The organism is Robertmurraya dakarensis (genome assembly GCF_900156875.1).
GTDB lineage: Bacteria > Bacillota > Bacilli > Bacillales > Cytobacillaceae > Robertmurraya > Robertmurraya dakarensis.
This window is the reverse complement of the sequence record NZ_LT707409.1, coordinates 2,354,280-2,379,929: the sequence shown is the minus strand read 5'-3', so window position 1 is coordinate 2,379,929 and position 25,650 is coordinate 2,354,280. Positions and strand designations below refer to the sequence as shown.

At 40.2% G+C, this 25,650-nt stretch carries 27 protein-coding genes, 1 pseudogene and 1 other annotated feature; of the genes and pseudogenes, 24 read left to right on the top strand and 4 right to left on the bottom strand.

Annotated features, from left to right (window positions below):
- Window positions 1–90: 90 nt before the first annotated feature.
- The 10 genes from CZ487_RS20405 (at window position 91) to pheA (ending at window position 8,206) form a co-directional block, all read left to right on the top strand.
- Window positions 91–870: a M23 family metallopeptidase gene (locus CZ487_RS20405; protein ID WP_077214120.1), complete on the top strand. Its 780-nt coding sequence runs from the start codon at window positions 91–93 to the stop codon at window positions 868–870.
- Window positions 863–1,729, top strand: coding sequence for a M50 family metallopeptidase (locus tag CZ487_RS20400; protein WP_077214119.1), 867 nt, complete (start codon window positions 863–865; stop codon window positions 1,727–1,729). The genes CZ487_RS20405 and CZ487_RS20400 overlap by 8 nt, the downstream gene beginning before the upstream one ends.
- Window positions 1,730–1,785: 56 nt before the next feature.
- Window positions 1,786–3,249: an Rne/Rng family ribonuclease gene (locus CZ487_RS20395; protein WP_077214118.1), complete on the top strand. Its 1,464-nt coding sequence runs from the start codon at window positions 1,786–1,788 to the stop codon at window positions 3,247–3,249.
- A 118-nt stretch (window positions 3,250–3,367) separates the two neighbouring features.
- Window positions 3,368–3,447: a sequence feature (ribosomal protein L21 leader region), on the top strand.
- Between the two features lie 13 nt (window positions 3,448–3,460).
- A complete protein-coding gene (gene rplU, locus CZ487_RS20390; RefSeq protein WP_077214117.1) occupies window positions 3,461–3,769 on the top strand; it encodes a 50S ribosomal protein L21 in 309 nt (102 codons plus the stop codon).
- An 11-nt stretch (window positions 3,770–3,780) separates the two neighbouring features.
- The gene (locus CZ487_RS20385) at window positions 3,781–4,113 is read left to right on the top strand and encodes a ribosomal-processing cysteine protease Prp (protein ID WP_077214116.1); all 333 of its coding nucleotides are present in this window, start codon (window positions 3,781–3,783) and stop codon (window positions 4,111–4,113) included.
- A 12-nt stretch (window positions 4,114–4,125) separates the two neighbouring features.
- The gene (gene rpmA / locus CZ487_RS20380) at window positions 4,126–4,416 is read left to right on the top strand and encodes a 50S ribosomal protein L27 (RefSeq protein ID WP_077214115.1); all 291 of its coding nucleotides are present in this window, start codon (window positions 4,126–4,128) and stop codon (window positions 4,414–4,416) included.
- 365 nt (window positions 4,417–4,781) lie between these two features.
- Window positions 4,782–5,321 (top strand): Spo0B C-terminal domain-containing protein, encoded by a 540-nt coding sequence (locus CZ487_RS20375; RefSeq protein WP_077214114.1) that lies wholly within the window; start codon window positions 4,782–4,784, stop codon window positions 5,319–5,321.
- Between the two features lie 69 nt (window positions 5,322–5,390).
- Window positions 5,391–6,680 (top strand): GTPase ObgE, encoded by a 1,290-nt coding sequence (gene obgE, locus CZ487_RS20370; RefSeq protein WP_077214113.1) that lies wholly within the window; start codon window positions 5,391–5,393, stop codon window positions 6,678–6,680.
- Between the two features lie 106 nt (window positions 6,681–6,786).
- The gene (locus CZ487_RS20365; RefSeq protein WP_077214112.1) at window positions 6,787–7,242 is read left to right on the top strand and encodes an ACT domain-containing protein; all 456 of its coding nucleotides are present in this window, start codon (window positions 6,787–6,789) and stop codon (window positions 7,240–7,242) included.
- Between the two features lie 103 nt (window positions 7,243–7,345).
- Entirely contained in the window at window positions 7,346–8,206 is an 861-nt protein-coding gene (gene pheA, locus CZ487_RS20360; RefSeq protein WP_077214111.1) for a prephenate dehydratase, read from the top strand.
- A 24-nt stretch (window positions 8,207–8,230) separates the two neighbouring features.
- Here pheA and CZ487_RS20355 read toward each other — a convergent pair whose 3' ends face one another.
- Both CZ487_RS20355 and CZ487_RS20350 read right to left on the bottom strand, forming a co-directional pair.
- Window positions 8,231–8,764, bottom strand: coding sequence for a transcription repressor NadR (locus CZ487_RS20355; RefSeq protein ID WP_077214110.1), 534 nt, complete (start codon window positions 8,762–8,764; stop codon window positions 8,231–8,233).
- Window positions 8,765–8,935: 171 nt separating this feature from the next.
- Entirely contained in the window at window positions 8,936–10,063 is a 1,128-nt protein-coding gene (locus CZ487_RS20350; protein WP_077214109.1) for an IscS subfamily cysteine desulfurase, read from the bottom strand.
- Between the two features lie 103 nt (window positions 10,064–10,166).
- On the opposite strand from CZ487_RS20350, the gene nadB reads away from it, so the two are divergent.
- From nadB to yajC, 13 genes and pseudogenes are all read left to right on the top strand, one after another.
- The gene (nadB, locus tag CZ487_RS20345) at window positions 10,167–11,765 is read left to right on the top strand and encodes an L-aspartate oxidase (RefSeq protein ID WP_077214108.1); all 1,599 of its coding nucleotides are present in this window, start codon (window positions 10,167–10,169) and stop codon (window positions 11,763–11,765) included.
- On the top strand, window positions 11,719–12,555 hold the full coding sequence (gene nadC, locus CZ487_RS20340; protein WP_077214107.1) for a carboxylating nicotinate-nucleotide diphosphorylase: 837 nt from the start codon (window positions 11,719–11,721) through the stop codon (window positions 12,553–12,555). Before nadB ends, nadC begins: the two co-directional genes overlap by 47 nt.
- 26 nt (window positions 12,556–12,581) lie before the next feature.
- A complete protein-coding gene (nadA, locus tag CZ487_RS20335; protein WP_077214106.1) occupies window positions 12,582–13,688 on the top strand; it encodes a quinolinate synthase NadA in 1,107 nt (368 codons plus the stop codon).
- A gap of 425 nt (window positions 13,689–14,113) precedes the next feature.
- A pseudogene (safA, locus tag CZ487_RS28055) lies at window positions 14,114–14,291 on the top strand (SafA/ExsA family spore coat assembly protein); the annotation flags it as partial.
- Window positions 14,292–15,716: 1,425 nt separating this feature from the next.
- Entirely contained in the window at window positions 15,717–16,691 is a 975-nt protein-coding gene (locus CZ487_RS20325; RefSeq protein WP_077214104.1) for a phosphotransferase, read from the top strand.
- A gap of 100 nt (window positions 16,692–16,791) precedes the next feature.
- Window positions 16,792–17,475, top strand: coding sequence for a YhcN/YlaJ family sporulation lipoprotein (locus CZ487_RS20320; protein ID WP_077214103.1), 684 nt, complete (start codon window positions 16,792–16,794; stop codon window positions 17,473–17,475).
- A gap of 156 nt (window positions 17,476–17,631) precedes the next feature.
- A complete protein-coding gene (locus CZ487_RS20315) occupies window positions 17,632–18,171 on the top strand; it encodes a BofC C-terminal domain-containing protein (protein WP_237562922.1) in 540 nt (179 codons plus the stop codon).
- 121 nt (window positions 18,172–18,292) lie between these two features.
- Window positions 18,293–18,904, top strand: coding sequence for a Holliday junction branch migration protein RuvA (ruvA, locus tag CZ487_RS20310; RefSeq protein ID WP_077214101.1), 612 nt, complete (start codon window positions 18,293–18,295; stop codon window positions 18,902–18,904).
- Between the two features lie 22 nt (window positions 18,905–18,926).
- Entirely contained in the window at window positions 18,927–19,940 is a 1,014-nt protein-coding gene (gene ruvB, locus CZ487_RS20305) for a Holliday junction branch migration DNA helicase RuvB (protein ID WP_077214100.1), read from the top strand.
- The gene (locus CZ487_RS20300) at window positions 19,933–20,130 is read left to right on the top strand and encodes a DUF2905 domain-containing protein (RefSeq protein ID WP_419865733.1); all 198 of its coding nucleotides are present in this window, start codon (window positions 19,933–19,935) and stop codon (window positions 20,128–20,130) included. Before ruvB ends, CZ487_RS20300 begins: the two co-directional genes overlap by 8 nt.
- Window positions 20,131–20,155: 25 nt before the next feature.
- Window positions 20,156–21,184 carry a tRNA preQ1(34) S-adenosylmethionine ribosyltransferase-isomerase QueA gene (gene queA / locus CZ487_RS20295; RefSeq protein ID WP_077214098.1) on the top strand — a complete coding sequence of 343 codons (1,029 nt, stop codon included), beginning with the start codon at window positions 20,156–20,158 and terminating at the stop codon, window positions 21,182–21,184.
- Window positions 21,185–21,225: 41 nt separating this feature from the next.
- On the top strand, window positions 21,226–22,365 hold the full coding sequence (gene tgt / locus CZ487_RS20290; RefSeq protein ID WP_077214097.1) for a tRNA guanosine(34) transglycosylase Tgt: 1,140 nt from the start codon (window positions 21,226–21,228) through the stop codon (window positions 22,363–22,365).
- A gap of 43 nt (window positions 22,366–22,408) precedes the next feature.
- On the top strand, window positions 22,409–22,693 hold the full coding sequence (gene yajC / locus CZ487_RS20285; protein WP_077214096.1) for a preprotein translocase subunit YajC: 285 nt from the start codon (window positions 22,409–22,411) through the stop codon (window positions 22,691–22,693).
- A gap of 42 nt (window positions 22,694–22,735) precedes the next feature.
- Here the strand turns inward: yajC and CZ487_RS20280 are convergent, their stop codons facing one another.
- Window positions 22,736–23,137 (bottom strand): TIGR04086 family membrane protein, encoded by a 402-nt coding sequence (locus CZ487_RS20280; protein WP_077214095.1) that lies wholly within the window; start codon window positions 23,135–23,137, stop codon window positions 22,736–22,738.
- A gap of 208 nt (window positions 23,138–23,345) precedes the next feature.
- Here CZ487_RS20280 and CZ487_RS20275 point away from each other — a divergent pair, with 208 nt between their 5' ends.
- Window positions 23,346–23,990 (top strand): DUF421 domain-containing protein, encoded by a 645-nt coding sequence (locus tag CZ487_RS20275; RefSeq protein ID WP_077214094.1) that lies wholly within the window; start codon window positions 23,346–23,348, stop codon window positions 23,988–23,990.
- A gap of 32 nt (window positions 23,991–24,022) precedes the next feature.
- Here CZ487_RS20275 and spoVB read toward each other — a convergent pair whose 3' ends face one another.
- Window positions 24,023–25,585, bottom strand: a complete 1,563-nt coding sequence (gene spoVB / locus CZ487_RS20270; RefSeq protein WP_077214093.1) for a stage V sporulation protein B — start codon at window positions 25,583–25,585, stop codon at window positions 24,023–24,025.
- Window positions 25,586–25,650 lie beyond the last annotated feature (65 nt).

Here is a 25,650-nt window from a genome sequence, read left to right as displayed (position 1 = left end):
TAGGTACCTGGTACCTTAAGGGGAAGTTGGCATATTTCTTTGGGACAGCTCATAGACTTGTACAAAATGATAAAGGGATTGGTGGGGGAAATGCGTTCGAGAGCTGATGATGTACGGAAAAGAGTCATGAAGCGTAAAAAAGAGAGAGAAAAAATGACGAAGAACATTGAAAATAGGTCTCTTTGGTTGAGTGATGAGGAGAAGCATGGATTTGAGAGGCTGCCATCCTATGAAGTTGGACCAAATGAAGAGAGTCATCCCTTATTTAATAAAGAGATGTTTCTCTTAAAAATTTTAACATCGGCCTGCTTAGTGTTGGTCATTGCCATTCTCTTTCGGAGTAATGCCGAATCCGTAGATCCTATTAAGAATTTTGTGACTAAATCAATGGAACAAGATTTTCAATTTGCAGCTGTTTCTGAATGGTATGAGGATCAATTTGGAAAACCGCTAGCTTTGCTTCCGCTTGAAACTGAATCAAAAAAAGAAGAAGTAAGTGCTCCAGGGGAACCAGGTTATGCTCTCCCTGCTGCTGCGCGGATTCTTGAAGAGTTTGACGCAAATGGGAAGAGAATTACGATTGAAACGGAAAAGGGAGCACCGGTGTCCGCCATGAATGAAGGCATGGTTCGTTACGTTGGGGTGGAAGAAGGGTTTGGAAAGACGGTTATTATTCAACACGCCGATAAAACGGAGACTTGGTATGGTAATTTAGAAACGATCAATGTTAGTTTATATGAGTTTATTGAAAAAGGGTCAGATGTTGGCGTAGCTTCAAATGCGGAAGATGGAACAAAGGGACAGTTTTACTTCGCACTAAAAAAAGGGGATGACTTCATAGACCCAATTCAGGTGATACAATTTGAATAGAATTCTTCCAATTATAAGAAAAATTCATATTCATCCATTGTTATGGATTGTTGTGGCTTTAGCTGTTGTGACTGCACATTTTATTGAACTTTCCCTACTTTTCTTCATTATTCTCATCCACGAATTGGGACATGCAGCCGCAGCATCTTTTTTTTCGTGGAGAGTTAAGAAAATCTCTTTGCTTCCCTTTGGCGGGGTAGCTGAAATGGATGAACACGGAAATCGGCCGTTAAAAGAAGAAGCGATTGTAGTGTTAGCGGGGCCGCTTCAGCATTTTTGGCTGCTCCCGCTAGCATTTGTACTAAATGAGCTGGGTTTCATGTCTGACCATATATTTGCACTTTTTGTTCAATATAATTTAATGATCTTAATCTTTAATTTGCTTCCAATCTGGCCGTTGGATGGGGGGAAGCTAATTTTTTTACTATGTTCTTTAAATTCTTCATTCCCAAAAGCATTCAAACGTACATTATGGATTTCATCTTTTTCAATCGCCGTTTTCATTCTTGCTGTTATACTGACGGAACCTATTAATTTAAATGTCTGGATCGTTTGTTCTTTTTTAATTTTTTCATTATTTTTTGAATGGAAACAGAACCGCTATGTATTTGTAAGGTTTCTCCTCGAAAGGTATTATGGTAACAATAGTGATCTTAAGAAACTGAAGCCCATCATAGTTGAGGAAAATGACATGGTTATTCATGTACTCGAGCAGTTTCAAAGAGGGTGTAAACACCCTATCATTATCGAGAAGGATGGGAAAGAAAAAGGTTCTCTCGATGAGAACGAATTGCTTCATGCTTATTTTGTTGAAAAACTGCATAATGCAAAGGTAGGAGATTTGCTTTACCAGTACTGAAATTAGATAATATAGATGAGAATGAAGGATATTTGCACGTAAAGTGAGGATTACCATTGAATACGTTAGTGATAAATCATCTAGGCAGAGAAAAAAGATACGCGCTATTAAAAAATAATAAGCTTGAAAAAATCGTTATCCACCAACCGAAGATACAGTCTTCGGTTGGTGCTATTTATCTTGGTATTGTAAGCAAGGTGCTTCCGGGCATGAATGCCGCTTTTATTGATATCGGTCAATCTAAGAATGGTTTCTTACATCGTGATAAGCTTCCGGCCTACTTGCAATCCAAAAATGAAAATAAATCTATTTCTTCTTATCTACATCAGGGGGAAAAACTTCTTGTACAAGTTGAAAAAGACCCGACTGGTACGAAAGGGCCTCGACTAACAGGAATTCTTGAGTTTAACGGCTCTTCGACCGTTTATATGCCTAACGGGCACTATGTGGCGGTTTCAAAGAAAATACCGAACGAAGAAAAGCGTGATAAATGGCGTCAGTTTGGATTTCAGATAAAGCGGGAGGAAGAAGGAATACTATTCCGAACCTCCTGTCAAGATTTTTCAGAAGATGAAATATCAAATGAAATAGAACAATTGCGTAAAAAGTATGAGGAACTGCAGCGTGAATCCCAAAATATGAAAAAACCTGGCTTGATTCTCGAGAACAACACTTTTCTGGATGAAATAGTGGATGAATTGAGCAAAGACGAGACAGTGGAGATCGTCGTTGATGACCAAGAGTTGAAAAAAACGCTGACTGGTTTGACCGAAAACAAAAATATTGATGTCAGCCACTACCATCAAACTGAAAATATTTTTGCTCATTTTGGGATTCAGCACGAAATTGAAAAGAGTCTTAAAAAGGTTGTTTGGTTGAAGAATGGTGCTTATTTAATTTTCGATGAAACTGAGGCATTGACGATTATTGATGTTAATACAGGTAAGTTTTCTGGGAAACATGATCTTGAAGAAACGGTTGTTAAAACGAATGAGTGGGCGGCGGTTGAGATAGCTAGGCAAATCCGCTTAAGGGATATTGCCGGTATGATTTTGGTTGATTTTATTGATATGAAAAGTGATGATGATCGCCAAAAGATCATGAAAGCTATGAAAGATTCACTTTTAAAGGATGAAAAGAGAACGAGAGTGATTGGCTTTACTCCGCTCGGCATTCTGCAAATGACAAGAAAGAAAACAAGAGTCAGCATCTCTGAAGCGTTAACTACACGATGTGAAGTATGTGAGGGCACGGGAAAGGTATTAAGCCCGGAAACGGTTGCCTTCCAGCTGGAACGAGATCTATGGGAGCTTAAGGGCAGTGATCATGAAGCGGTGTTAATTGAAGCGTCTCACGATGTAAGAGAAGTATTTTCCGGAGCTGACCGTCTGCATCAGCAGCGCTTGGAAAAAACACTTGGACTTCAATTTTATTTTTTCATCAAAGAGGACAAGCGCCCCTTTTACACCATCAGACAACTAGGCAGCCCAGCTGAGCTCCAAAAGAAAGCCAATGACTAAACAGTCCTCCCCAGGTGGACACTGTCTTTCGGCGGTACCAGGTACCTTTTTTATTTTGATAGGTTGTTGACATAATGATTTTGTATGTGATATTATTTTCTATGTTATGTTTGTAGCACCCGTGCTACAACCGCACAGAACGGGTATTAAGTGTTTGCTTTTCGCAAATCACCCAGGATGGCGAGTCTGAGTCTAAGAGGAGGTGCAGTTCATGTACGCAATTATCGAAACTGGTGGTAAGCAAATCAAAGTAGAAGAAGGTCAAGCTATCTACATTGAAAAGCTTAACGCTGAAGCAGGCGAAACAGTTACTTTTGATAAGGTTTTATTCGTTGGAGGCGACAACGTTAAAGTTGGAAGCCCTGTAGTAGAAGGTGCTTCTGTTACAGCTAAAGTTGAAAAGCAAGGTCGCGCTAAGAAGATCATTGTTTTCAAATATAAAGCGAAGAAAAACTATCACAAGAAGCAAGGTCATCGTCAGCCATACACAAAAGTTACGATTGAAAAAATCAACGCTTAAGGCGGTTTGAGATGATTCAAACAACGATTTATCGTACTGAATCTGGACGAATTAAGTCTTTTACAATGAGTGGTCATGCCCTACTAGCCAATCACGGTAATGATATCGTTTGTGCAGGAGCTTCTGCTGTTTCCTTTGGGGCCATCAACTCAGTAATGGCGTTAACCGGAGTGGAACCAGAAATCGAGCAAGGTGATGATGGCTTTCTCCGCTGCGTCGTCCCGGATAATCTCCCGGAGGACACACAAGAGAAGGTACAGCTTTTGCTTGAAGGGATGATCGTGTCGTTGCAGACGATCGAAAGAGATTATGGAAAACACATAAAAATTACCTTCAAAAAGTAGGAGGTGGAATACATGTTAAGATTAGATCTTCAGTTCTTCGCTTCTAAAAAGGGAGTAGGTTCTACAAAGAACGGTCGTGATTCTATCGCTAAGCGCCTTGGTGCTAAGCGTGCAGATGGTCAATTCGTAACTGGCGGTTCAATCCTTTACCGTCAACGCGGCACTAAGATTTATCCAGGTGTGAACGTTGGTAAAGGTGGAGACGATACTCTATTCGCGAAAGTGGACGGTGTTGTTAAATTCGAACGCCTAGGTCGTGACCGCAAGCAAGTGAGCGTTTATCCAACAGCTCAAGAAGCTTAATCTTCTAAGAAACTCTAACCGCTTAGGTTGGAGTTTCTTTTGCTTTTATTTGAAAAAATTGAAGTTGACCGATATATTGGCAAAAGTGACCGATAAAATCTAATTCTGACCGATATATTTTAAAAGTAACCGATATATGAAAAATCTGACCGATAAAATCAAAAACTGACCGATATCTCACCAGCAGTAAACGAAAACAGCACAATCAGTCTACATAAAAGACCCAAATTCCACCAAAATTATCGTTTATAGATCTGTTTCTCACATAAATATACTTACGCCTTTAAAATTTTTTGATATACTATCATGAAGAAGAGAAAAAACGTTTAATTTAGTATGCAAGGGTAGAAATTAGGAGTGCGTTTATGAAAAAAGAATGGAATACGGTTGAGGTGCTTCGGCATGCTCGCCACGACTGGTTAAATAAATTACAATTAATAAAAGGAAACCTTTCTTTAAACAAAGTTGATCGGGTTTTTGAAATAATCGATGAAATTGTCGTCGAAACACAGCAAGAATCTAAGCTTTCCAATATGAATATTCCTCAGTTTGCATCCTTGCTTTTTACATATAATTGGGAAAATTATCAGATTCAACTCGAATATGAAATATTAGGTGAACATACGGTCGGAGCAAAAAAAATCAATGATGTGCAATTAACAGATTGGACAATTGTCTTTTTTGAACATTTACATACAGTGATAGAGTCCCTGTCTGAAAACCATTTGTCGATAACAGTCGAACCGCAACAAACAGGAATTCGTTTCTTTTTTGATTTTAGAGGGATAATAGTAGAACAAGAGCAATTATTGTTCTTTTTACAAAAACAGTCACCTATCGAAAAAAAAGTACAGCAATTATCAGAACAGGAACTCGCACTGGAAATTTATATGCCGTTTCTTTAATGCGGCAGAGTAGCGATTCTCGTCATGTGATGATCGAATACTTACATAGAACAGACGGGAGGAACGAATATGTTTGTAGATCAAGTCAAGATTTATGTTAAAGGCGGAGATGGCGGAAATGGAATGGTAGCCTTTCGCCGGGAAAAGTATGTCCCTAAAGGAGGACCCGCTGGTGGTGATGGCGGAAAAGGGGCAGATGTTGTATTTGAAGTGGAAGAGGGCTTAAGAACCCTAATGGATTTCCGCTACAAGCGGCATTTTAAAGCTCCGCGTGGAGAACATGGAATGTCAAAGAATCAGCATGGTAAAAACGCGAAGGACATGATTGTCAAAGTGCCGCCTGGTACGGTAGTCATGGATGCAGAAACAAAAGAAGTTATTGCTGATTTAACTGAGCATGGCCAGCAAGCAGTCATTGCTAGAGGAGGAAGAGGGGGCCGAGGAAATTCAAGATTTGCGACACCTGCAAATCCGGCACCAGAACTTTCTGAGCACGGAGAACCTGGAATTGAAAAAGAGGTTGTTCTTGAACTAAAACTGTTAGCAGATGTTGGGTTAGTTGGATTCCCTAGTGTAGGAAAATCGACATTGCTTTCTGTTGTATCAGCGGCTAAACCGAAAATTGCCGAGTACCATTTTACAACGATTGTGCCAAATCTTGGTATGGTTGAAACAGAAGATGGCCGAAGCTTTGTTATGGCTGACTTGCCAGGGTTAATAGAAGGAGCTCATTCAGGTGTGGGGCTGGGACATCAGTTCCTCAGACATATTGAGAGAACAAGAGTCATCGTCCATGTAATTGATATGGCCTCAATGGAAGGCAGAGATCCTTTTGAAGATTATCAAACGATTAATAATGAGTTGAAAGAGTATAATTTGCGTTTAACGGAACGTCCGCAAATTATTGTTGCCAATAAAATGGACATGCCTGATGCTGAGGAGAACCTTAAGAAGTTTAAGGAACAAATTCAAGACGATTATCCGATTTTCCCAATATCAGCTGTGACAAGAAGCGGCTTAAGGGATTTGCTATTTGCAATTGCAGATAAAGTGGAAGAAACGCCAGAATTCCCACTTTCACATGAAGAAGAAGATACAACAGTAAACCGTGTTGTTTATAAACATGAAGCAGAACAAAAAGAGTTTGTCATTACAAGAGATCCGGATGGAAGCTTTGTGGTTTCAGGTGATGCTGTTGAGCGCTTATTCAAGATGACCAATTTCTCCAGGGATGAATCTGTACGCCGATTCGCCCGTCAGCTGAGAGGAATGGGAGTTGATGATGCCCTAAGGGAAAAGGGTATTCAAAATGGAGATATAGTAAAATTAATGGATTACGAATTCGAGTTTCTTGATTAAGGTATTCAATAAGACTCGAGATAGTCTAGTTGAGAACGTATGGTTCCCAGGAATAAGCGGGCCTGCTTGTTCCTAGGAACATACGTGTATGTAATGGGGTGGGGAAATGAGCGAGGAAAAATTTGATAAAAAATTCTATTTGGTTCGTGAAGATGTTCTGCCGGAAGCAATGATTAAGACACTAGAAGCAAAAGAAATGCTTGAGAGAAAGAAAGTTGAATCCGTTTGGGAAGCCGTACAAAAAGTGGATTTAAGTCGCAGTGCGTTTTATAAGTACCGTGATACCGTTTTTCCTTTTCATACAATCGTGAAAGAAAGATTGATCACCTTATTTTTCCACTTAGAGGATCGATCTGGTACCTTGTCTCAGCTCTTAGGAATTGTTGCTTCATCTGGCTGCAATATCTTAACGATTCATCAAACAATTCCATTGCAGGGAAGAGCAAACGTCACTCTTTCCTTAAATATTTCGAACATGGAAATGGAGATTAATGAGCTGCTGGCAAAATTAAGAAAGCTTGAATTTGTAGATCAAGTAGAAGTGCTTGGATCAGGAGCTTAGCTGATTTGAGCACTGATTTTTTACTTCTACACTTGAAATAGTTAAAGCGATAAAGCATCCGTATACTATAAAACAGGATGCACTTCATAGGAGGAGAAACTGCATGAATATAGCATTTTTAGGCCCACGGGCGACTTTCACAGATCTTGCTGTTCGAGAAATTTTTCCAAAGGAGAACGCTGTTCCTTATATGACCATTCCAGATTGTTTGGATGCTGTTATGAACAATGAAGCAGATGCTTGTGTAGTTCCATTGGAAAATACGCTGGAGGGAACGGTAAATGTCACATTAGATTATCTATTACATGAAATGAACCTGCCCATTAGAGGGGAAATTACAGTTCCGATAAAACAGCATTTATTGGTGCATCCGGATCATGCGGATCAATGGGAAAATGTCGATGCAATTTATAGTCATTCACATGCCATTCCTCAATGTCATAAGTTCTTGCGAAATTCATGCAGAGGAATTCCATGTGAAACGGTCACGTCAACCGCGGCAGCTGCACAATATGTAAAGGAACATCCTGACCAAAAAATTGCTGCGATTGCGAATGAATTAGCAGCGAAAGAGTATGGGCTTGTGATTGCGAAGAGAAATATTCATGATTTTGATTTCAACCATACAAGGTTTATTGTGTTAGCAAAAGAAGAGGTCGAATTTAATGGCATTAAGCTGGAGGTTTCCGGTAACAAGACAACGTTAAGAGTTACTCTTCCATCTGATGACCGTTCAGGTGCGCTGCATCAAGTATTATCTGCATTTGCCTGGAGAAGACTGAACCTTTCAAAAATAGAATCTCGTCCAACAAAAACAGGGCTTGGGAATTACTTTTTTATTATCGACATTGAAATGAGCATGGATGATGTGTTGATCCCAGGGGCCATTGCGGAGCTCGAGGCATTGGGCTGTGCTGTTGAGGTACTTGGCAGTTATCCTTATTTTAAAATTGAAAAAAAATAAAAGGATCCGCGCAGGGATCCTTTTTTATTCTATAATAAATTGCTCTTTCTTCAATACTTCAATCGCGTCATTCAAGATTTGTTCAGAAGAAGCTGATATCGTGTGAAGATGGATTCCATCCGTGAGTTCCGAGAGGTAAGCGGCATTCGTCGCATTAATTTTCTGCATGAATTGCTCTACTTCTTTCCGGTTTGAAACCATAATGGATGCTGTTAAATCTCCGTATACAGGATGTTCAATTCTAACATCCTTCACCGTCACTCCGTTATCGACTAATATAATTAATTCTTCCTCTGTCCGATCAGGCGGATGAAAACAAGCGATGGTACGTTCAACAGTAGATGCTGCTGATGGCTGATTTAAGTACATATATCCTTGGCTTGTTGCAATGATTGGTTCATTTTTTGCTTTTAACAAGGTGATATCGCCCACAATAATTTGGCGGCTCACATTTGTTTTAGAGGCTAACTCACCGCCTGTGATCGGTTCCGAACTGGATTTTAACCACTGTAGGATAAGCTCTCTTCTTTCTTCACCAAGTATTTTCTTTTCTTTCATTTTCTACTCTCCTTAACATCTCAAAGAAAACGTATGCCAGCGTTAGAAGCTGTGTTTGACTTCATATCTTTTAGCTATTGTAACATAGATAGGATTGCTGCGCAGGATCTCCTCAAGCTTGGGGATTTAAGTAATGTATTCAGGTAAAATGGATTCAAAAGACAAGGTCATTCACATTGTGACCATGTTTTTCAAAGCATGAGCAAGGCCCTTGACATCTTCTTGGGACGTATCTCTGCCTAATGAAATTCGGATAAATTCCTTTGCGTCTTTATCGGCCACACCCATTGCCTTCATGGTCTTCGACGGTGTGTCCATTCCGGATTGACAGGCACTTCCGGTTGAGAGCGCATAGCCGACCCGATTGCATTCCAGCATGACCCATTGTCCCTCCAAGCCCTTTATTCGCATCCCAAGTGTTGAGGGTAACTGTAAAAGTTCTGGCAAATCATAGAGGATGATTTTGCTAGAGATAGGCTGAAGTTCTTTAATAAATGTTTTTCGAAGACGTCGATAATGCTCTGCATCTTGATTCAAGCGTGTATAACATTTTTGAGCTGCAACGGTCATCGCCGCAATAGCAGGGACATTTAACGTTCCTGGCCGTAACCCTTTTTCATGGGAAGCATTTTTATAATAGGGCTGCCAAGGGATATCCGGGGAAATATATACTGCCCCAATTCCCTTTGGTCCAAAAATTTTATGTCCGGATAGTGAGAAACTATCCAAATATTCTAGGGGAGACTCAAGATTTACTTTTCCAAACCCCTGTACAAAGTCACTATGAAATAAAATTTCTTCCTCCCTGCAAATCTCTCCGATTTCTTTAATGGGCTGAATGGAGCCAATTTCCGGATTTACCGTTTGAATCGAAATTAACACGGTGTCTGACTTTACATGACTCCTAAGATTGTCAAGATCGATTAGTCCATCTTGGTTGAAAGGCAGATAAGTAACTTCATAGCCGCTTGATTCTAATTTTTCAAAGGTCCCTTTTACGGAAGAATGCTCGGCAAGACCCGTAATAATATGCTTTCCTTCCTTTTGCTTTGCTGATAGTAAAGACATAATGGCAAGATAATTACTTTCAGATCCCCCACTTGTAAAATAAATTCCATTATCTTCAACATGAAGAAGCTTAGCTAATTCCTTGCGGCAGTTTTCAAGGAGTTCATTGGCCGCACTACCTACATCGTGAAGACTTTTTGAATTTCCGTAATACTCTGTTGCTGTTTTTACATAGGCAATTGCTGCTTCATCATCAAGCGGACATGTGGCGGCATAGTCAAAATAAATCATAGAAACCTCCGTCTTTTAGACTTTCAAAAAAAATATCTTGTCAATATTGTAATTCTATGTAAATATAGGTGTCAAGACAGTTGTTAACACGGAGGTAAAGTGAATGGTAAAACGAGCCGATGTTGTCATTATTGGAAGTGGTGTAGCAGCCTTGCAATTAGCGAGAAAGCTGCGAAAAGACTTAAAAGTGATTATTTTAACAAAGTCCACTCTGCACAATGGAAATTCATACATGGCTCAAGGGGGAGTGGCTGCTGCTCTTTCAAGCGTTGATGATCCAAAAAAGCATTACAAGGATACGTTAGAGGCGGGACGTTATCACAATAATGTGGATGCTGTTGCAAGGATGACAAAGGAAGCGCCTGCCCTTATTCAAGGGTTATTTTTAGAAGGCTGCGATTTTGATACGGACGAAAAGGGAGAATTGAAGCTTGGAATGGAAGGTGCCCATTCTGAAAAAAGGATTGTTCATGGAGGCGGTGATGCAACCGGAAAAGTGATTGTCGAATTTCTTGCTGGCCGACTGCACCATACAGACATCATTGAACATATAACCGTTTTCGAATTAATGATCGAAAATAATCAGTGCATTGGTGCAAGAGGAAAATACCGGGACGGAAGAATAGAGGACTTTTACGCAGAACATGTGGTTCTCGCAACTGGCGGGCTTGGGCAGCTTTATAGCTTTACATCGAGTGTAGAGACGGTTTCTGGAGATGGAATTGCTTTAGCCTACCGTGCAGGTGCGGAAATAACGGACATGGAATTTATTCAATTCCATCCAACTCTTCTTTTCAAAGAAGGGCTGGAAGCTGCGGGCCTCGTTTCGGAAGCGGTAAGGGGCGAGGGTGCCAAGCTGGTTACGGAGGACGGCCGAAAAATAATGGATGGAGTTCATCCATTAAAAGATCTGGCCCCTAGACATCTCGTGTCACAAACCATTTATGATTATATGAAAAATGGACAAAAAGTTTATTTAGATATCACAAGCATTTCGAACTTTCAACAGCGTTTTCCTACTGTTACAGCACTTTGCCGCGAACATCATGTGGATTTATCGTTGGGAAAAATTCCTGTCGTCCCGGGTTGTCACTTTTTAATGGGAGGCGTAAAAAGTGACCACTGCGGCAGAACCAATATCAATGGACTGTATGCCATTGGAGAAGTTGCTTGTTCGGGAATTCATGGAGCCAACCGCCTAGCTAGTAATTCCTTATTAGAAGGGTTATACATTGGAGAAAAGCTTGCAGCATGGCTTAATGATACTCCCGTATTTTCTACCGATGACAATCCATTAACACCCCAGAGAAAGCTGTACTTTGTCCCTCCGCTGCCGATTCCAGATTCCCATCAGTTGAGTCAAATGATGATGGATTGCGCAGGGATTGTGAGGTCAGAAAAAGGATTAACTAAACTGAAAAAATGGTTAGAAGGGTTCCAAGTGGAGAGTTGGATGGAAAATGATCTTGAACAGCTGTCAACCGATGATATTCAAGAGGTTTTTAAGTTGATTACAGCATGGCTAGTAACTCAGTCAGCATTAGCTAGAACAGAAAGCAGGGGTGGGCATTTTCGAGTGGACTTCCCTGAAGAAAATGAAACATGGCTGGGAAATCAGATTATTCATAAAAGAAAAGTTGTAAAGGGTGAAAGGGATGAACAAATTAAAGCTTCGTCAGCAGCTTCAGCAGTTTTTTCTTGAGGATATTGGTGAACGTGATGTAACAAGTGATTTAATTTTTGATGTAAATGAACAAGGGGAGATTGTCTTTTTAGCAAAAGAAAGAGGCGTTTTTGCTGGGGAGGAAATCATAAAATCCGGCTTTTCAATTTTAGATGAATCCATACAATATGAACTCCATTTAGAAGATGGGGATACATTTGAAAAGGGCGACAAGCTTGCTGTTGTACGCGGGCATGTATCGAGTTTACTAAAAGGAGAACGTGTGGTTTTAAATCTTGTTCAGCGAATGAGCGGCATTGCGACGACAACAAGAGAAGCGGTTGAGATACTCGACAGTTCTTACACACGTATTGCTGATACAAGAAAAACAACTCCTGGTCTACGCATGATTGAAAAATATGCTGTTACATGCGGGGGAGGGGTCAATCACCGTTTCGGTCTGTATGATGGTGTAATGATTAAAGATAATCATATTTCTTTTGCAGGGTCGATTTCGAAGGCTGTAGAAAAGGTTCGTGCTCAAATCGGACATATGGTGAAAATCGAGGTCGAAGTGGAAAGTAAAGACCAAATGTTAGAAGCGATTGAGGCAAAAGCAGACGTCATTATGTTCGACAACCGCAAACCTGAAGAAATAAAAGCTTGGATTCCGCTTGTGCCAAATGGGATCATGACAGAGGCATCAGGTGGAATTACTTTAGATAATCTAGCGGGCTATAGAGATACAGGGGTAGATATCATTTCACTTGGTTTCTTAACACACACCATTAAATCTATTGATATTAGTGTTAAAGTCAATATTTTTTAACAAAGGGAGAATGGGGGAAGGGCAGGATGAATATTTTTGAAACATTGGAGAGTAAAACCAATATCATTCCTGAAAACTATAAAAAGATGACAACACAAGAACTAGAAAACAGAGTCCGTGAAGTAAAAGCGAAATTAGGTAAAAAATTATATATCCCAGGGCACCATTATCAAAAAGATGAGGTCATTCAGTTTGCAGATGATACAGGAGATTCTCTCAAGCTTGCCCAACTGTCTGCGGAAAATCGTGAAGCGGAGTATATTGTGTTTTGCGGTGTTCATTTTATGGCAGAAACAGCGGATATATTAACAGATCGTAATCAAAAGGTCTATCTGCCTGATATGCGTGCTGGCTGTTCAATGGCTGATATGGCTGACATTTATCAAACAGAAAGAGCCTGGACCAAGCTTCAAGAGATATTTGGGGATACCATTATTCCATTAACTTATGTCAATTCAACTGCTGCCATTAAAGCATTTGTTGGAGATAATGGAGGGGCGACGGTCACTTCATCTAATGCAGAAAAAATTGTGAGCTGGGCACTGGGAGAAAAAGAGAGAATGCTGTTTTTACCTGATCAGCATTTAGGAAGAAACACAGCCTATAATTTAGGAATAGGATTAGAAGAAATGGCAATTTGGGATCCCATCCATAATCAGCTCATCTTTGATGGGCCGGCAGAGAATGTAAAAGTAATTTTATGGAAAGGACATTGCTCTGTACATGAAAACTTTACGGTAGAAAATGTGAAAAGTGTTCGTGAAGATTATCCTGATATGAACATCATTGTTCATCCGGAATGCAGGAGAGAAGTTGTACAACTGTCAGATCTGGCAGGCTCGACAAACTTTATTATACAAACAATTGAAAAAGCAGAACCTGGCAGTGCTTGGGCTATCGGAACAGAAATGAATCTTGTGAAACGCCTAATAGCTCAGCATCCTGATAAACAAATTATCTCGTTAAATCCGAATATGTGTCCATGTTTAACAATGAATAGAATTGATCTCCCTCATTTAGTTTGGTGTTTGGACTCTATTGAGAAGGGTGTAGAGCAAAATATCATTAAAGTTCCAGATGAAATAGCAAAATCTGCTGTTCAAGCGCTATCAAGAATGCTGGAGATTTCATAAAAAATTCTAACTATAGTAACGATGCGTTTCCTGCATGAGACAACAGTAATAAAGTCATGTAATCATGGAAAAATCTTTTCTTTTTAGAAAGGATTTTTTTTGTATATTCATAAAGCATAAAAAATAAGCATAAGTTTTTTTGAAGATTGTTAGCAATTTGCCCACACTTTCATATGCTATATGGACTTATCGAAAACGGGCAGTTGACTACATGAATCATTTTTTAAAATCAGTTTAATCATTTCAGATCAATCGCAGTTTTAGCTGAACTAGAGTTTCATGTCCTGTACAGCATTTCCCTGTTTCGTTCATGTAAATGAAGCAGGCAGCAGGAACTGCTCGTAGAGGCTCGATTTGTTCCTAATCATCGCTTGAATAACAACAACCGATGGAAGTTTCACTTTATGTATAGGAGGGAAATCAGAGTGAAGATCCATATCGTACAGAAAGGGGATACTCTTTGGGAAATCGCCAAGAAGTACGGCGTGAATTTTGAAGAGCTAAAGAAGATGAACTCTCAGCTCAGCAATCCTGATATGATTATGCCCGGAATGAAAATTAAAGTCCCATCCGCTGGAGGAAGCGTAAAAAAAGAAGCTCCGATAGGCGGAAAACCGGGAGCTATCAATATAGGTGCTAAGAAGGAAATGCCGAAAAAAGAGCAGCCAATTGTGAAGGAGCAGCCAAAGCCTGCGCCGCCTCCGCCTCCGCCAAAGGAACCAATTATGGAGGAAGAGTCCATCGAGGAACCAATAGAGACTCCTAAGGAAGTGAAAAAAGCTCCTGTGAAGCCGGCTCCTCCTAAAGTGGAAGCTCCCAAGATGGAAGCTCCTAAAGCAGAAGTTCCCAAGAAACCATTTGTTCCTAAAATGCCAAAACCAGTGATTCCGGATATCGATATTAATAATTATTACATGATGAATATGGCGAATCTGAAAGTTGAACAACAAGCGGCAGAACAGTCACAACCAAAAATGCCGCCTCAGCTGCCGCCAAAGCCTAAGAATATCTTACCTGAGATTAAGCCTTATACACCGGATCAGGAAGAAACTTTTGAAGAATCATCGATGAATATTACCCAAGGAGGTTATCAACAGCCTATGTATCCATATCAACACCCAATGTATCCAATCTCTCCGGTAATGCCAGGAAGCGGTCTAGGTCACCAAGGGGGATGCCCGCAATTTCATGGGGGTCATTATCCGCCAATGCAGGATCCAATGATGCAGCATCCGATGATGCAATCACCGATGATGCAATCACCAATGATGCAGCAGCCAATGATGCAAGCACCAATGCAGCACGGGGGATATCCAGAAGTAGCTGGAGTTCAGAATTCATATTATGATGATGAATCATCTCCATTTATGCCGCAAATGCCATCAATGCCAAATGCGGGACAAATGCCTAGCGTTATGGGTGCTCAAGACTTTAACGATGCGGGGATGCCGCATATGCCGAATGCAGCACCAATGATGCAGGCGCCAATGATGCAATCACCGATGATGCAATCACCAATGATGCAGGCGCCATATCCTTGTCCGCCATTTGGGGGCCCTTTATATCCAATCTCTCCGGTAATGCCAGGACCTGGCCCGGTACCGCCATATCCGCAGCCATACCAAGGGTATCCGGCAATGCCACAGGTGCAAGGAGCAGTTGATCCTTATGATGCACCTGATATGTATGGTGGAAATATGCCTCATCAGATGCCTTTTGCACCTAACCAGCCATTTCCGGCTGTTCAAGGCGTAAGTGATGATTGTGGTTGTGGCGGCTCGCATTTAGTTGGTAGTTATGGACCGCCATCTTCCGCACAGTATGGTCCTGATCCTTATTCACAAGGGATGCCGGGAGGATTCAATCCAGCTCCTTATGGGGGAGGTCCAGGAGGATTTGGTCCAGGACAGCAGCAGTTTCAAGCACAGCCTTATGGCCAGCAAATGGCAAGCCCTCCATTCATGAATCCATATGGACCAATGGGAGCAGGATATGGTATGCCAAGAAACATGAGTGAAGACGAAGAGAATGAAGATTAATGTTCCAGGAGACGATTTATTTTATAATCGTCTCCTCTCCTATTTAGATGATGTGTTTCCCTTTCATGTGAAGGCCATTACTCCCATCCGAAAAAAGGTCTATTTAATTGAGGGCGAGGAGGATATCTTTATCCTGAAAGGTTTTTCATCTTATCATCGATTAAAACTTCAAGAAACTTTTACAGCCACCTTAAAAAAAGAAGGATTTAAAAACACATACTCTTTTGTTGATCATGCATTAGACCCGCCTTTATTTTTTGAACAAACTTATTATGGCTGTTTAGAGTATATAACACCATCTGAACCAATTTTTTCCTACGAAGCAGAAAAGGACCGATTAGAAGGGTTAAGCTTATTACGTGAGTACCACCAGATAACTTCTAAATTTGCTAAGCGTTACGGCACGATTATGGGTAGTTACAAGCTGCTAGATAAGTGGAGGGAAAGAACAGGGAAGTTTTTAACAAATACCTCAGTCATTAGGTTTTTTGTACAAAAGGAAATAATGGACGAATGGTTAAAATGGGCGGATTGGTCACTAAAGGGGCTTGAAAAAGAAATAGACAACTTTCAGAAAGGACCAAAAGTCATTCTCCATGGCGATGTCGCTCATCATAACTTTATACGTTCTAGGAATGATCAATTATTTCTTATCGATTTTGATTTAATCAGCCTCGGGCATGAAAGCAATGATATCCTACAATATGCTAACCGTATTCTTCCGTATTTGAATTGGTCGCTGGATAGGCTTTTGGATATGAACGAATTGAAACCATTTTTGAAAGAAAAAGGTTTTTTATATGCTCTCGCATTTCCTACTGATATCTTTCGCGAATGGAACAGATTAATACGCGAACGTCATTATGATGATCCCACAAAGGTTCGAAAAATCCTCGATTTCACTGCTGGACAATTTCCAGAAAGAATAAAATTTGTTAGAGAACTGAAATCAATACTAAAATAAATAGAGATGGGCGTAACTGACAGCATGAAAATAGAGATTCCCTCACACTCTAATAACGAGCAATTGTATTGCTCTTAAATTGGCGGAGGGGGTATTTCGATTGAAAAGTAAAATATATGCTCTGCCCTTAGCGACAGTACTCACCATAGGACTCACCGGCTGTGGAAATAATGATGGAGCTGCTGGGGATCGGGAAGCGGATGAGGTTATTCCGATCGGGTACTATTCCAATGAAAACCACGGCAATAACGGCGGGAATGTGAGAATGAATGAGGAAAATGATGGTCCCTTAACTGAATTCATGGACCATACCTTTGGAACGGAAAGAAATCAAAATAAAGAAAACGGCAATGAAACGGGTACAAGAAATACAAACGCTCCACGAGCTCAGAAATTTAGCAGAAATGATATCAATTATCATGGGCATCTCAACGATATAAATGGAGGAGCTAGAAGCTCTTATTTCACAGCTTACGAAGGCAATTTGATGAAGACAATTTCCAGTAAAGCTGCTTCTATTGAAAACGTCAATGATGCACGGGCGGTTATTCACGAAAATAAGGTGATTCTCGCTGCCGTATTAAAGGATTATCATCGTGAAAAAGAGACAGTGAATAAAATTAGGAGCGCGGTTGAGCCTAGTTTAGCTGGAAAATCTTTAAAGATTCTCACGAAAGAGTCGGATTATAGCCGCATTAAGAGTATCGATAATACACTTCGAGATGGCGGACCAAAAGATCAAGTCGAAAAAGATATTAAGAATTTGTTTCAAACAATGTATTAAGATAATAAGTTGAGTCGACTAAGAGTAAGGCCTTGGGCTTTGCTCTTTTTCTTTTTCTAGAGTGTTGATTTTTAAATGGATATTATTTGAAATAGTGGTCACAATATTATTGAATGATGCTATTTTTACATGCATGTATTAAATGAGGTGATCAGATTGAGAACCAAAAGTTTTATTCCTTGGAAAACGATTGTCATTTTATTTGCATTTGCTTATGTTTATTTTTATGACACAGATCACCAGGTGATTGTCCATGCGAATACGGAGAATACAAAGGATGCTTTTGAAGTAACAGTCGTCCTAGAGAGACTGTATTTAGACGGAGAATTAAGTCAAGAGATGTATCAAGAAATCGTCTATTCTCTAGAAGACTTTTGGGCGAAATATGAAAATTGGGAGCTCATCGATATGGAAGAAAAAAAGGTAGTGTTTCGAGAGCATATAGATGATATTTCCCCGCTGTTAAAAGCAAATGGTTACTTTGGAATTACCGATGACGGAATCTTAACTATTTATAATGGAAAGCCGAGAAAAGCAAACATTATTCAATCCTTTTTCCAATTGGATGTGGGGAGGCTTGAAAGCAGAAAGCATGAAGAACTGAAGGAAGGGATTCCAATAAAAAATAAAGATCGGTATGTAGAGGTGTTAGAGACTTTTAAGAATTATACGATACAAGAAAAGCAGGCAAATTAAGAACCGAAGGAAAACGGTTCTTTTTTTTCTGTTTGCTCTGCCTGAAACATATGTTTTCTTTTCGTTACTTTTAAAATAGTATGGTACAATGGTTTACAGCAAATTAGAGGGGCGAATAGAATTGATCGAATTTATTAAAGGCAAGGTCGAGTATGTTGGGCCTGAATTTGTCGTTTTGGAAACGAGGGGAATTGGATTTCAAATTTCTACTCCAAATCCTTTTATCTTTTCAAAAGAGCTTAGTGAAGAAGTTACGATTTATACATATCATTATGTAAGAGAAGATCTTATGGCTCTATATGGATTTCAATCGAGGCAGGAAAAAACGCTGTTTACTAAACTATTAAATGTATCAGGAATTGGCCCTAAAGGTGCTTTAGCAATCTTAGCTTCTGGGGAGCCTGAGCAAGTGGTAGATGCAATTGAAAATGAAGACGAAGGTTTCTTGGTTAAGTTTCCTGGTGTAGGGAAAAAAACAGCGAGGCAGATGATCTTGGATTTAAAAGGGAAATTGCAGGATGTCGTTCCCGACTTCTTCCCAACTTTGTTCTCTCCTGAAAAAGGGGAACGGCCTTCAATAGAGAGCAGCCAAGAGCTTGAAGAGGCTACTCTTGCACTGAAGTCGCTTGGGTATTCAGAAAAAGAGATTAAAAGGATCTCTCCTGAACTGCAAAAAGAAAGTTTAACAACTGACCAGTATATTAAGAGAGCTCTTCAATTGCTTTTAAAATAGAATTTTTTAAGGGGGAGAATTGATGGAGGATCGTATTATTTCGGGAGAGGCAGACATCCAGGATTTATCTTTTGAACAGAGTTTACGTCCTCAAACCTTAAAACAGTATATTGGCCAGACTGCCGTAAAAGAAAATCTCGAAGTGTTTATTGAAGCTGCTAAGCTTCGAAACGAAACGTTGGACCATGTCTTGCTTTATGGGCCTCCCGGACTTGGAAAAACGACTCTTGCAGTCATTATTGCTAATGAAATGGGTGTAAATATCCGCACTACTGCAGGGCCGGCGATTGAACGGCCAGGAGATTTAGCGGCGATACTAACAGCACTGGAACCTGGCGATGTATTATTCATTGATGAAATTCACCGTCTTCCGCGTTCGATCGAGGAAGTGCTCTACCCAGCCATGGAGGATTTCTGCTTAGATATCGTCATAGGAAAAGGGCCAAGTGCAAGGTCGATTCGTCTTGATTTGCCGCCTTTTACTTTGGTCGGAGCAACGACAAGGGCGGGTTCTTTGTCTGCTCCTTTACGGGATCGATTTGGAGTTTTAAGCAGATTGGAATATTATCAAGAAGAGCAGTTAAAGGAGATCGTTCTGAGAACAGCGGAAGTATTCGGCGTGTCCATTGAGGAGCAGGCAGCTGTTGAAATAGCAAAAAGGTCCAGAGGTACGCCGAGAATTTCGAACAGATTGCTGCGCAGGGTCCGCGACTTTGCTCAAGTGAGAGGAAACGGCGAAATTGACATTCGTCTTGCCATGGAAGCCCTAGAGCTTCTGCAAGTAGACCGTTTAGGTTTGGACCATATTGACCATAAATTATTAAGAGGCATTATTGAAAAGTTTCGAGGCGGTCCAGTCGGACTTGACACGATTGCCGCTAGTATTGGAGAAGAAGCACATACGATTGAAGATGTGTATGAACCATATCTTTTACAGATTGGGTTTTTGCAAAGAACTCCAAGGGGCCGTGTGGTTACTCGGCTAGTGTATGAGCATTTTCAGATGGAGGTGCCGGGAAGTGACGGGGATGGCTAAGTTTTTAATGATCATTGGCGGTGTAATATTTGTTATTGGCTTTCTGATGCAATTTATCCACATTGGGAAGCTGCCTGGCGACATTGTCATTAAAAAAGGGAATACGACTGTTTATTTTCCGATTGTCACATCCCTATTGATCAGCATCGTGCTATCTCTCATTTTTTACTTTATCGGCAAATTTCGTTAATAAGCTTAAGAACAGGGTGACATCATTGAAAGTAGAATTATTTGATTTCCATTTACCAGAAGAATTAATTGCACAAACACCACTAGCAGAACGGACGAAAAGCCGGCTAATGGTCTTAAATAAAGAAAATGGCCACATTGAGCATAGCAGCTTTAGCCATATTAAGGAATTTTTAAAAGAGGGAGACTGTCTTGTATTAAATGATACAAGAGTTCTTCCAGCGAGACTGTTCGGTGTAAAAGAGGATACAGGTGCTAAGATTGAGGTCCTACTTTTGAAGCAGACAGAAGACGATACGTGGGAAACATTAGTGAAACCAGCGAAAAGAATCAAAGAAGGATCGATGATTTCATTTGGTGATGGATTATTAAAAGCGGTTTGTGTTGGTGAATCAGATCATGGAGGCAGATTGGTCAAATTCCAATACGAAGGAATTTTTTACGAAATCCTTGAGCAGCTCGGTGAAATGCCTCTGCCGCCATACATAAAAGAACAATTAGAAGATCGTGAAAGGTATCAAACGGTGTTTGCGAGGGAGCGCGGCTCTGCAGCAGCGCCCACAGCAGGACTTCATTTTACTGAAGAGCTTCTTGAAGAAATACGTGAAGCGGGAGTACATATTGCATTTATTACGCTGCATGTAGGACTTGGGACATTCCGGCCGGTTAGTGTTGACGATGTAAATGAACATGAAATGCATGCGGAATTTTATCAAGTATCGGAAGAAACAGCAAGACTTCTAAATGAAGTTCGTGAAAACGGCGGAAGAATTATTACCGTTGGTACAACCTCAACGAGAACACTTGAAACCATTGCAAGTGCTCATGATGGGCAATTTGTTTCTGAAAGCGGCTGGACCAGTATTTTTATCTATCCTGGATACCAATTTAAAGCGATTGATGGGATGATTACAAATTTTCATTTACCAAAATCCACACTAATCATGTTAGTTAGCGCCTTAGCGGGGAGAGAACATGTTCTGCATGCCTATAACACGGCTGTGGAGGAGAAATATCGTTTCTTTAGCTTTGGTGATGCAATGCTGATTATTTAACTTCATTATATTTTTGAAAAAAGCAGGAGGTCGTAACGACATTGACGGCAATACGCTATGAGTTAATCAAAACATGTAAGCAAACTGGAGCAAGACTTGGCAGAGTACATACACCCCATGGTTCTTTTGAAACACCTGTATTTATGCCTGTGGGCACATTGGCCACTGTGAAAACGATGTCTCCGGAGGAACTGGTGCAGATGGGTGCCGGGATTATCCTAAGTAATACCTATCATTTATGGCTTCGTCCTGGCCATGAGATTGTCAAAGAAGCAGGAGGACTTCATAAGTTTATGAATTGGGATCGTGCGATTTTGACAGACTCTGGGGGATTCCAAGTATTTAGTCTTAGTGAGTTCCGTAAAATTGAGGAAGAAGGCGTACATTTTCGAAATCATTTAAATGGAGACAAGCTATTTCTATCACCAGAAAAAGCAATGGAAATTCAAAATGCACTTGGTTCTGATATCATGATGGCCTTTGATGAATGTCCGCCATTTCCAGCGACATTTGAATATATGAAAAAATCTGTTGAGCGGACATCCCGATGGGCAGAGAGATGTTTGAAAGCTCATCAGCGTCCGGAAGACCAGGGCTTGTTTGGCATTGTTCAAGGTGGAGAGTTTGAAGAATTACGTAAACAAAGTGCTCAGGATCTTGTGTCTTTAGACTTTCCGGGCTATGCCATTGGCGGCTTATCTGTAGGTGAACCAAAGGATATTATGAATCGAATGCTGGAATATACGACTCCGCTGCTGCCTGCAGGAAAGCCTAGGTACTTAATGGGAGTAGGGTCGCCGGATTCCTTAATCGATGGTTCAATACGCGGTGTGGATATGTTTGACTGTGTGCTTCCTACAAGAATTGCACGTAATGGTACTTTAATGACAAGCCAGGGACGACTGGTTGTGAAAAATGCGAAATATGCTCGTGATTTTGGTCCAATTGATGAGCATTGTGATTGTTATACATGCCGTAATTACAGCCGTGCCTACATTCGTCATTTAATTCGCTGCGATGAAACATTCGGAATAAGACTTACAACTTATCATAATCTATATTTTCTGCTAAAATTAATGGAGCAAGTCCGAGAAGCGATCCGAGAAGATCGTTTGGGTGACTTCCGCGAAGAATTTTTTGAAAAATACGGCTTCAATGAGCCAAATGCCAAAAATTTCTGAGTACAATTGAAAGAGCGATATAAGAAAGGAGGAACTAAAGGTTATGGAAATGCTGGGAACAATAGGTCCACTAATATTGATGTTCGTCATTTTTTACTTCTTGTTAATTCGTCCGCAGCAAAAGCGTCAGAAAGCTGTTGCGACTATGCAAAATGAGCTGAAAAAAGGCGATAAGGTTGTGACAATCGGCGGCCTTCATGGAATCGTTGATGCCATTGATGAAGGTAAAATTGTCATTAAATGCGGTGATGGCAGCCGTCTTACATACGATCGTGCAGCAGTGCGTGAAGTAGTTGAAAAATCAAGTGATATGTTAGCAAAGAGCTAAGATGAAAAGAAGCGCCTTCTTCCTGGAAGGCGCTTCTTTCTTCTATGCATTTCGTGTTTTAGGTGTGCTCATGTTAACTCCTAAAATTCCACCCATCATGGCCGTTAAAATATAACAGATATGATAAATAATCTGCTCTATGGAGAATAAACTGTCATATCCTAGGTACTGAAATAAAAAGATAATCAGTGTGTAAGTCAGCCCCGTCAATGCCCCAATTAACCAACCCTTTTGCTTTCCTCTTCCGCCTGCGATAAATCCCCCAGCAAATAAGGTGACAAAAGAGATTGCTGTTGTAATAAATTCTAGTGATGATTCTTGCGTTGCTGTAAACTTTAAGACAATTGATACGACCAAACTGCTAACAATTAGTAGTAGAAAAATAGCAATAATCCCGAAAAGTACGGCATTTCCATAGTTTTTTGACTCTTCTATCGTAACCATCTCCTTTCAGAAAAGCTTGATCATAATAATCATAAGCTTGTTTCTTTTCTTAGTACATGCATATTCATTTTGGAGATAAAATAGAATGGAATTATTTTTTTACTGTTGGAAGATTCCATGTTGAACGAAAGAGGAAAAAATTGAGCTTAGTGATTTTCGTTCATCATGCACATATTAAGAAGGAATATGTCTTGGAAGGGGGATTAAATTGGACGGGGTCCTTCTGATTTTAGCAAGAACCTTATTTTTGTATGCCCTGATCATCCTCATTTTTCGGGCGATGGGAAAAAGAGAAATCGGTGAATTAAGTATATTAGACTTAGTCGTCTACATCATGATCGCGGAGATGGCTGTTACGGCAATCGAGGAACCTCAAAGAATTTTAATCCACTCTATTATTCCGATGCTGTTTTTAATGGCAATTCAAATTAGTCTTGCCCTCGTTTCTTTAAAGAGTAAGAAATTTCGAGATATCGTCGAAGGAAAGCCAGTGGTGATCATCAATGACGGTAAAATTGATGAAGAACAGATGAAACAGCAGCGATATAATTTTGATGATTTATTGCTGCAGCTTCGCGAAAAAAATGTTCGCAACATTGCCGACGTTGAGTTTGCCATTCTAGAGACTTCCGGGAAATTATCGGTATTCGAAAAAGACCCAAAAACGAAAGGGATTACCATTCCTCTGATTATTGATGGAGTGATCCAAGAAAAAAACCTAGAAAGGATTGAAAAAAGTAGAGCTTGGCTGGAACGCCAGCTGCAAAAGCGGGGGTTAACAGAATACAATGACATTTCCTTTTGCAGTTTCCAGGATGGAAAGTTTTTTATAGATTTTAATGATGTGAATTAAAAAAGGAGGCAGATATGCCGCCTTTTTTAACCTTACTTAAAAGCAAGCCATGATAATGCGGGGCCGACTTTTGGTATTCTCCTTAGGTCCTTTTTTGTAACTAAGCCAAACAGCAGTAAGAAAACAATGTAGGATAAACTAATGGCTAAAGCAGTTATCATAATTTTACTAATGCTGTTTACCTCAACAGACAAAAATTGAAAAGTTATCGATCCGAGCCATCCGGACAGGGCGATGGTTATAAATGATTTTAAGTAGTCTCTTACATAAAAGGTAAAAGAAATCTTTTTTAGAACGGTAGCAAAGTGAAGCAAGGTTACTAAAACAATCCCAACAATAATGCCAATCGCTGCTCCATTGATTCCAAATGAAGCCTGACTTGCAAGTCCAAAAATGACAGCCAGCTTGACAACCGAACCAATTAAACTGTTGATCATCGCTGCTCTTGCAAGATCAAGTGCCTGTAAGACAGCTTGAAGAGGGCTTTGCAAATAATGAAAAATAAAGAAAGGAGCCATTAATTTAATAAAATAGGCACCGCTAGCAGAACCGTACATAAGTTCCATTAAAGGGTTAGCAAGAACATACATAATGATAATAGCAAGACCGCCTGTTAAGAAAACAAACCGTAGTGCCTGTTGCAATCGGTATTCGATCAATGCCTTGTCACCTTTCGAGTTTGCCTCGCTGATTGCTGGAACAAGTGATGTTGACAAGGAATAAGTAATGAAGGATGGCAAGAAAAGAAGCGGCATTGCCAAACCTGTAAGGGAGCCATATTGCTTTGTTGCCAGCATGGCAGAAACGCCGGCAATGGCCAAACTATGTGCAACAACAATTGGTTCTAAAAACCAAGAGAGGTTCCCAATTAATCTGCTTCCGAGCGTCGGAAGACCAATCCCCATTAGTTCGCCGAACGTTTTTTTCCCTTCTTTTACATGCTTGAAAAAACTCTTTCTAACGGGAAATTTCTTTTTCAATTTAAATGTTGTAAATAGATATAAAAGTGAAATTAATTCCCCTAGTACAGAAGCAAGCATCGCACCAGCTGCTGCAAACTCAATACCGTATGGCAAGAACATTTTTGTTAAAAGAGCAATGAGAGTGATCCGTACAATTTGTTCAATAACCTGTGAATAGGCAGCGGGCTTCATATTCTGTCTGCCTTGGAAATATCCTCGAATCACCGATGAGATCGCTACAATCGGTACAATTGGTGCAATGGCAAGAAGCGGCAGTCTTGTCCGATCATCAGTGAAAATTGTCTCAGATAAGTAAGGTGCAGATAGAAACAAAATAGGTGTAAAAATCAGCGATAGTGAAAAAGTAGTGGTTAAAGAAACGACTAGGATTTGTTTGATCTTCTTAAAGTCCCCTTGGGCTTCCGCTTCAGCCACTCTCTTTGAGATGGCAACGGGCAAGCCTAGCTGGGTAATGGTTATGACAAGCATCAGAGTGGGAAATGCCATCATATAAAGTCCTACGCCTTCTTCACCAATGAAGCGGGCAATGACTATGCGATTAATAAATCCAAGAATTCTTGTGACAAATCCGGCAATTAATAAGACTATGGTCCCTTTTAAAAACTTTGACATTAGGCTCCCGTCCTTCTCAAAATAGGTGTAATCATATACAATTATCTATATGCATAGAAGTGGAC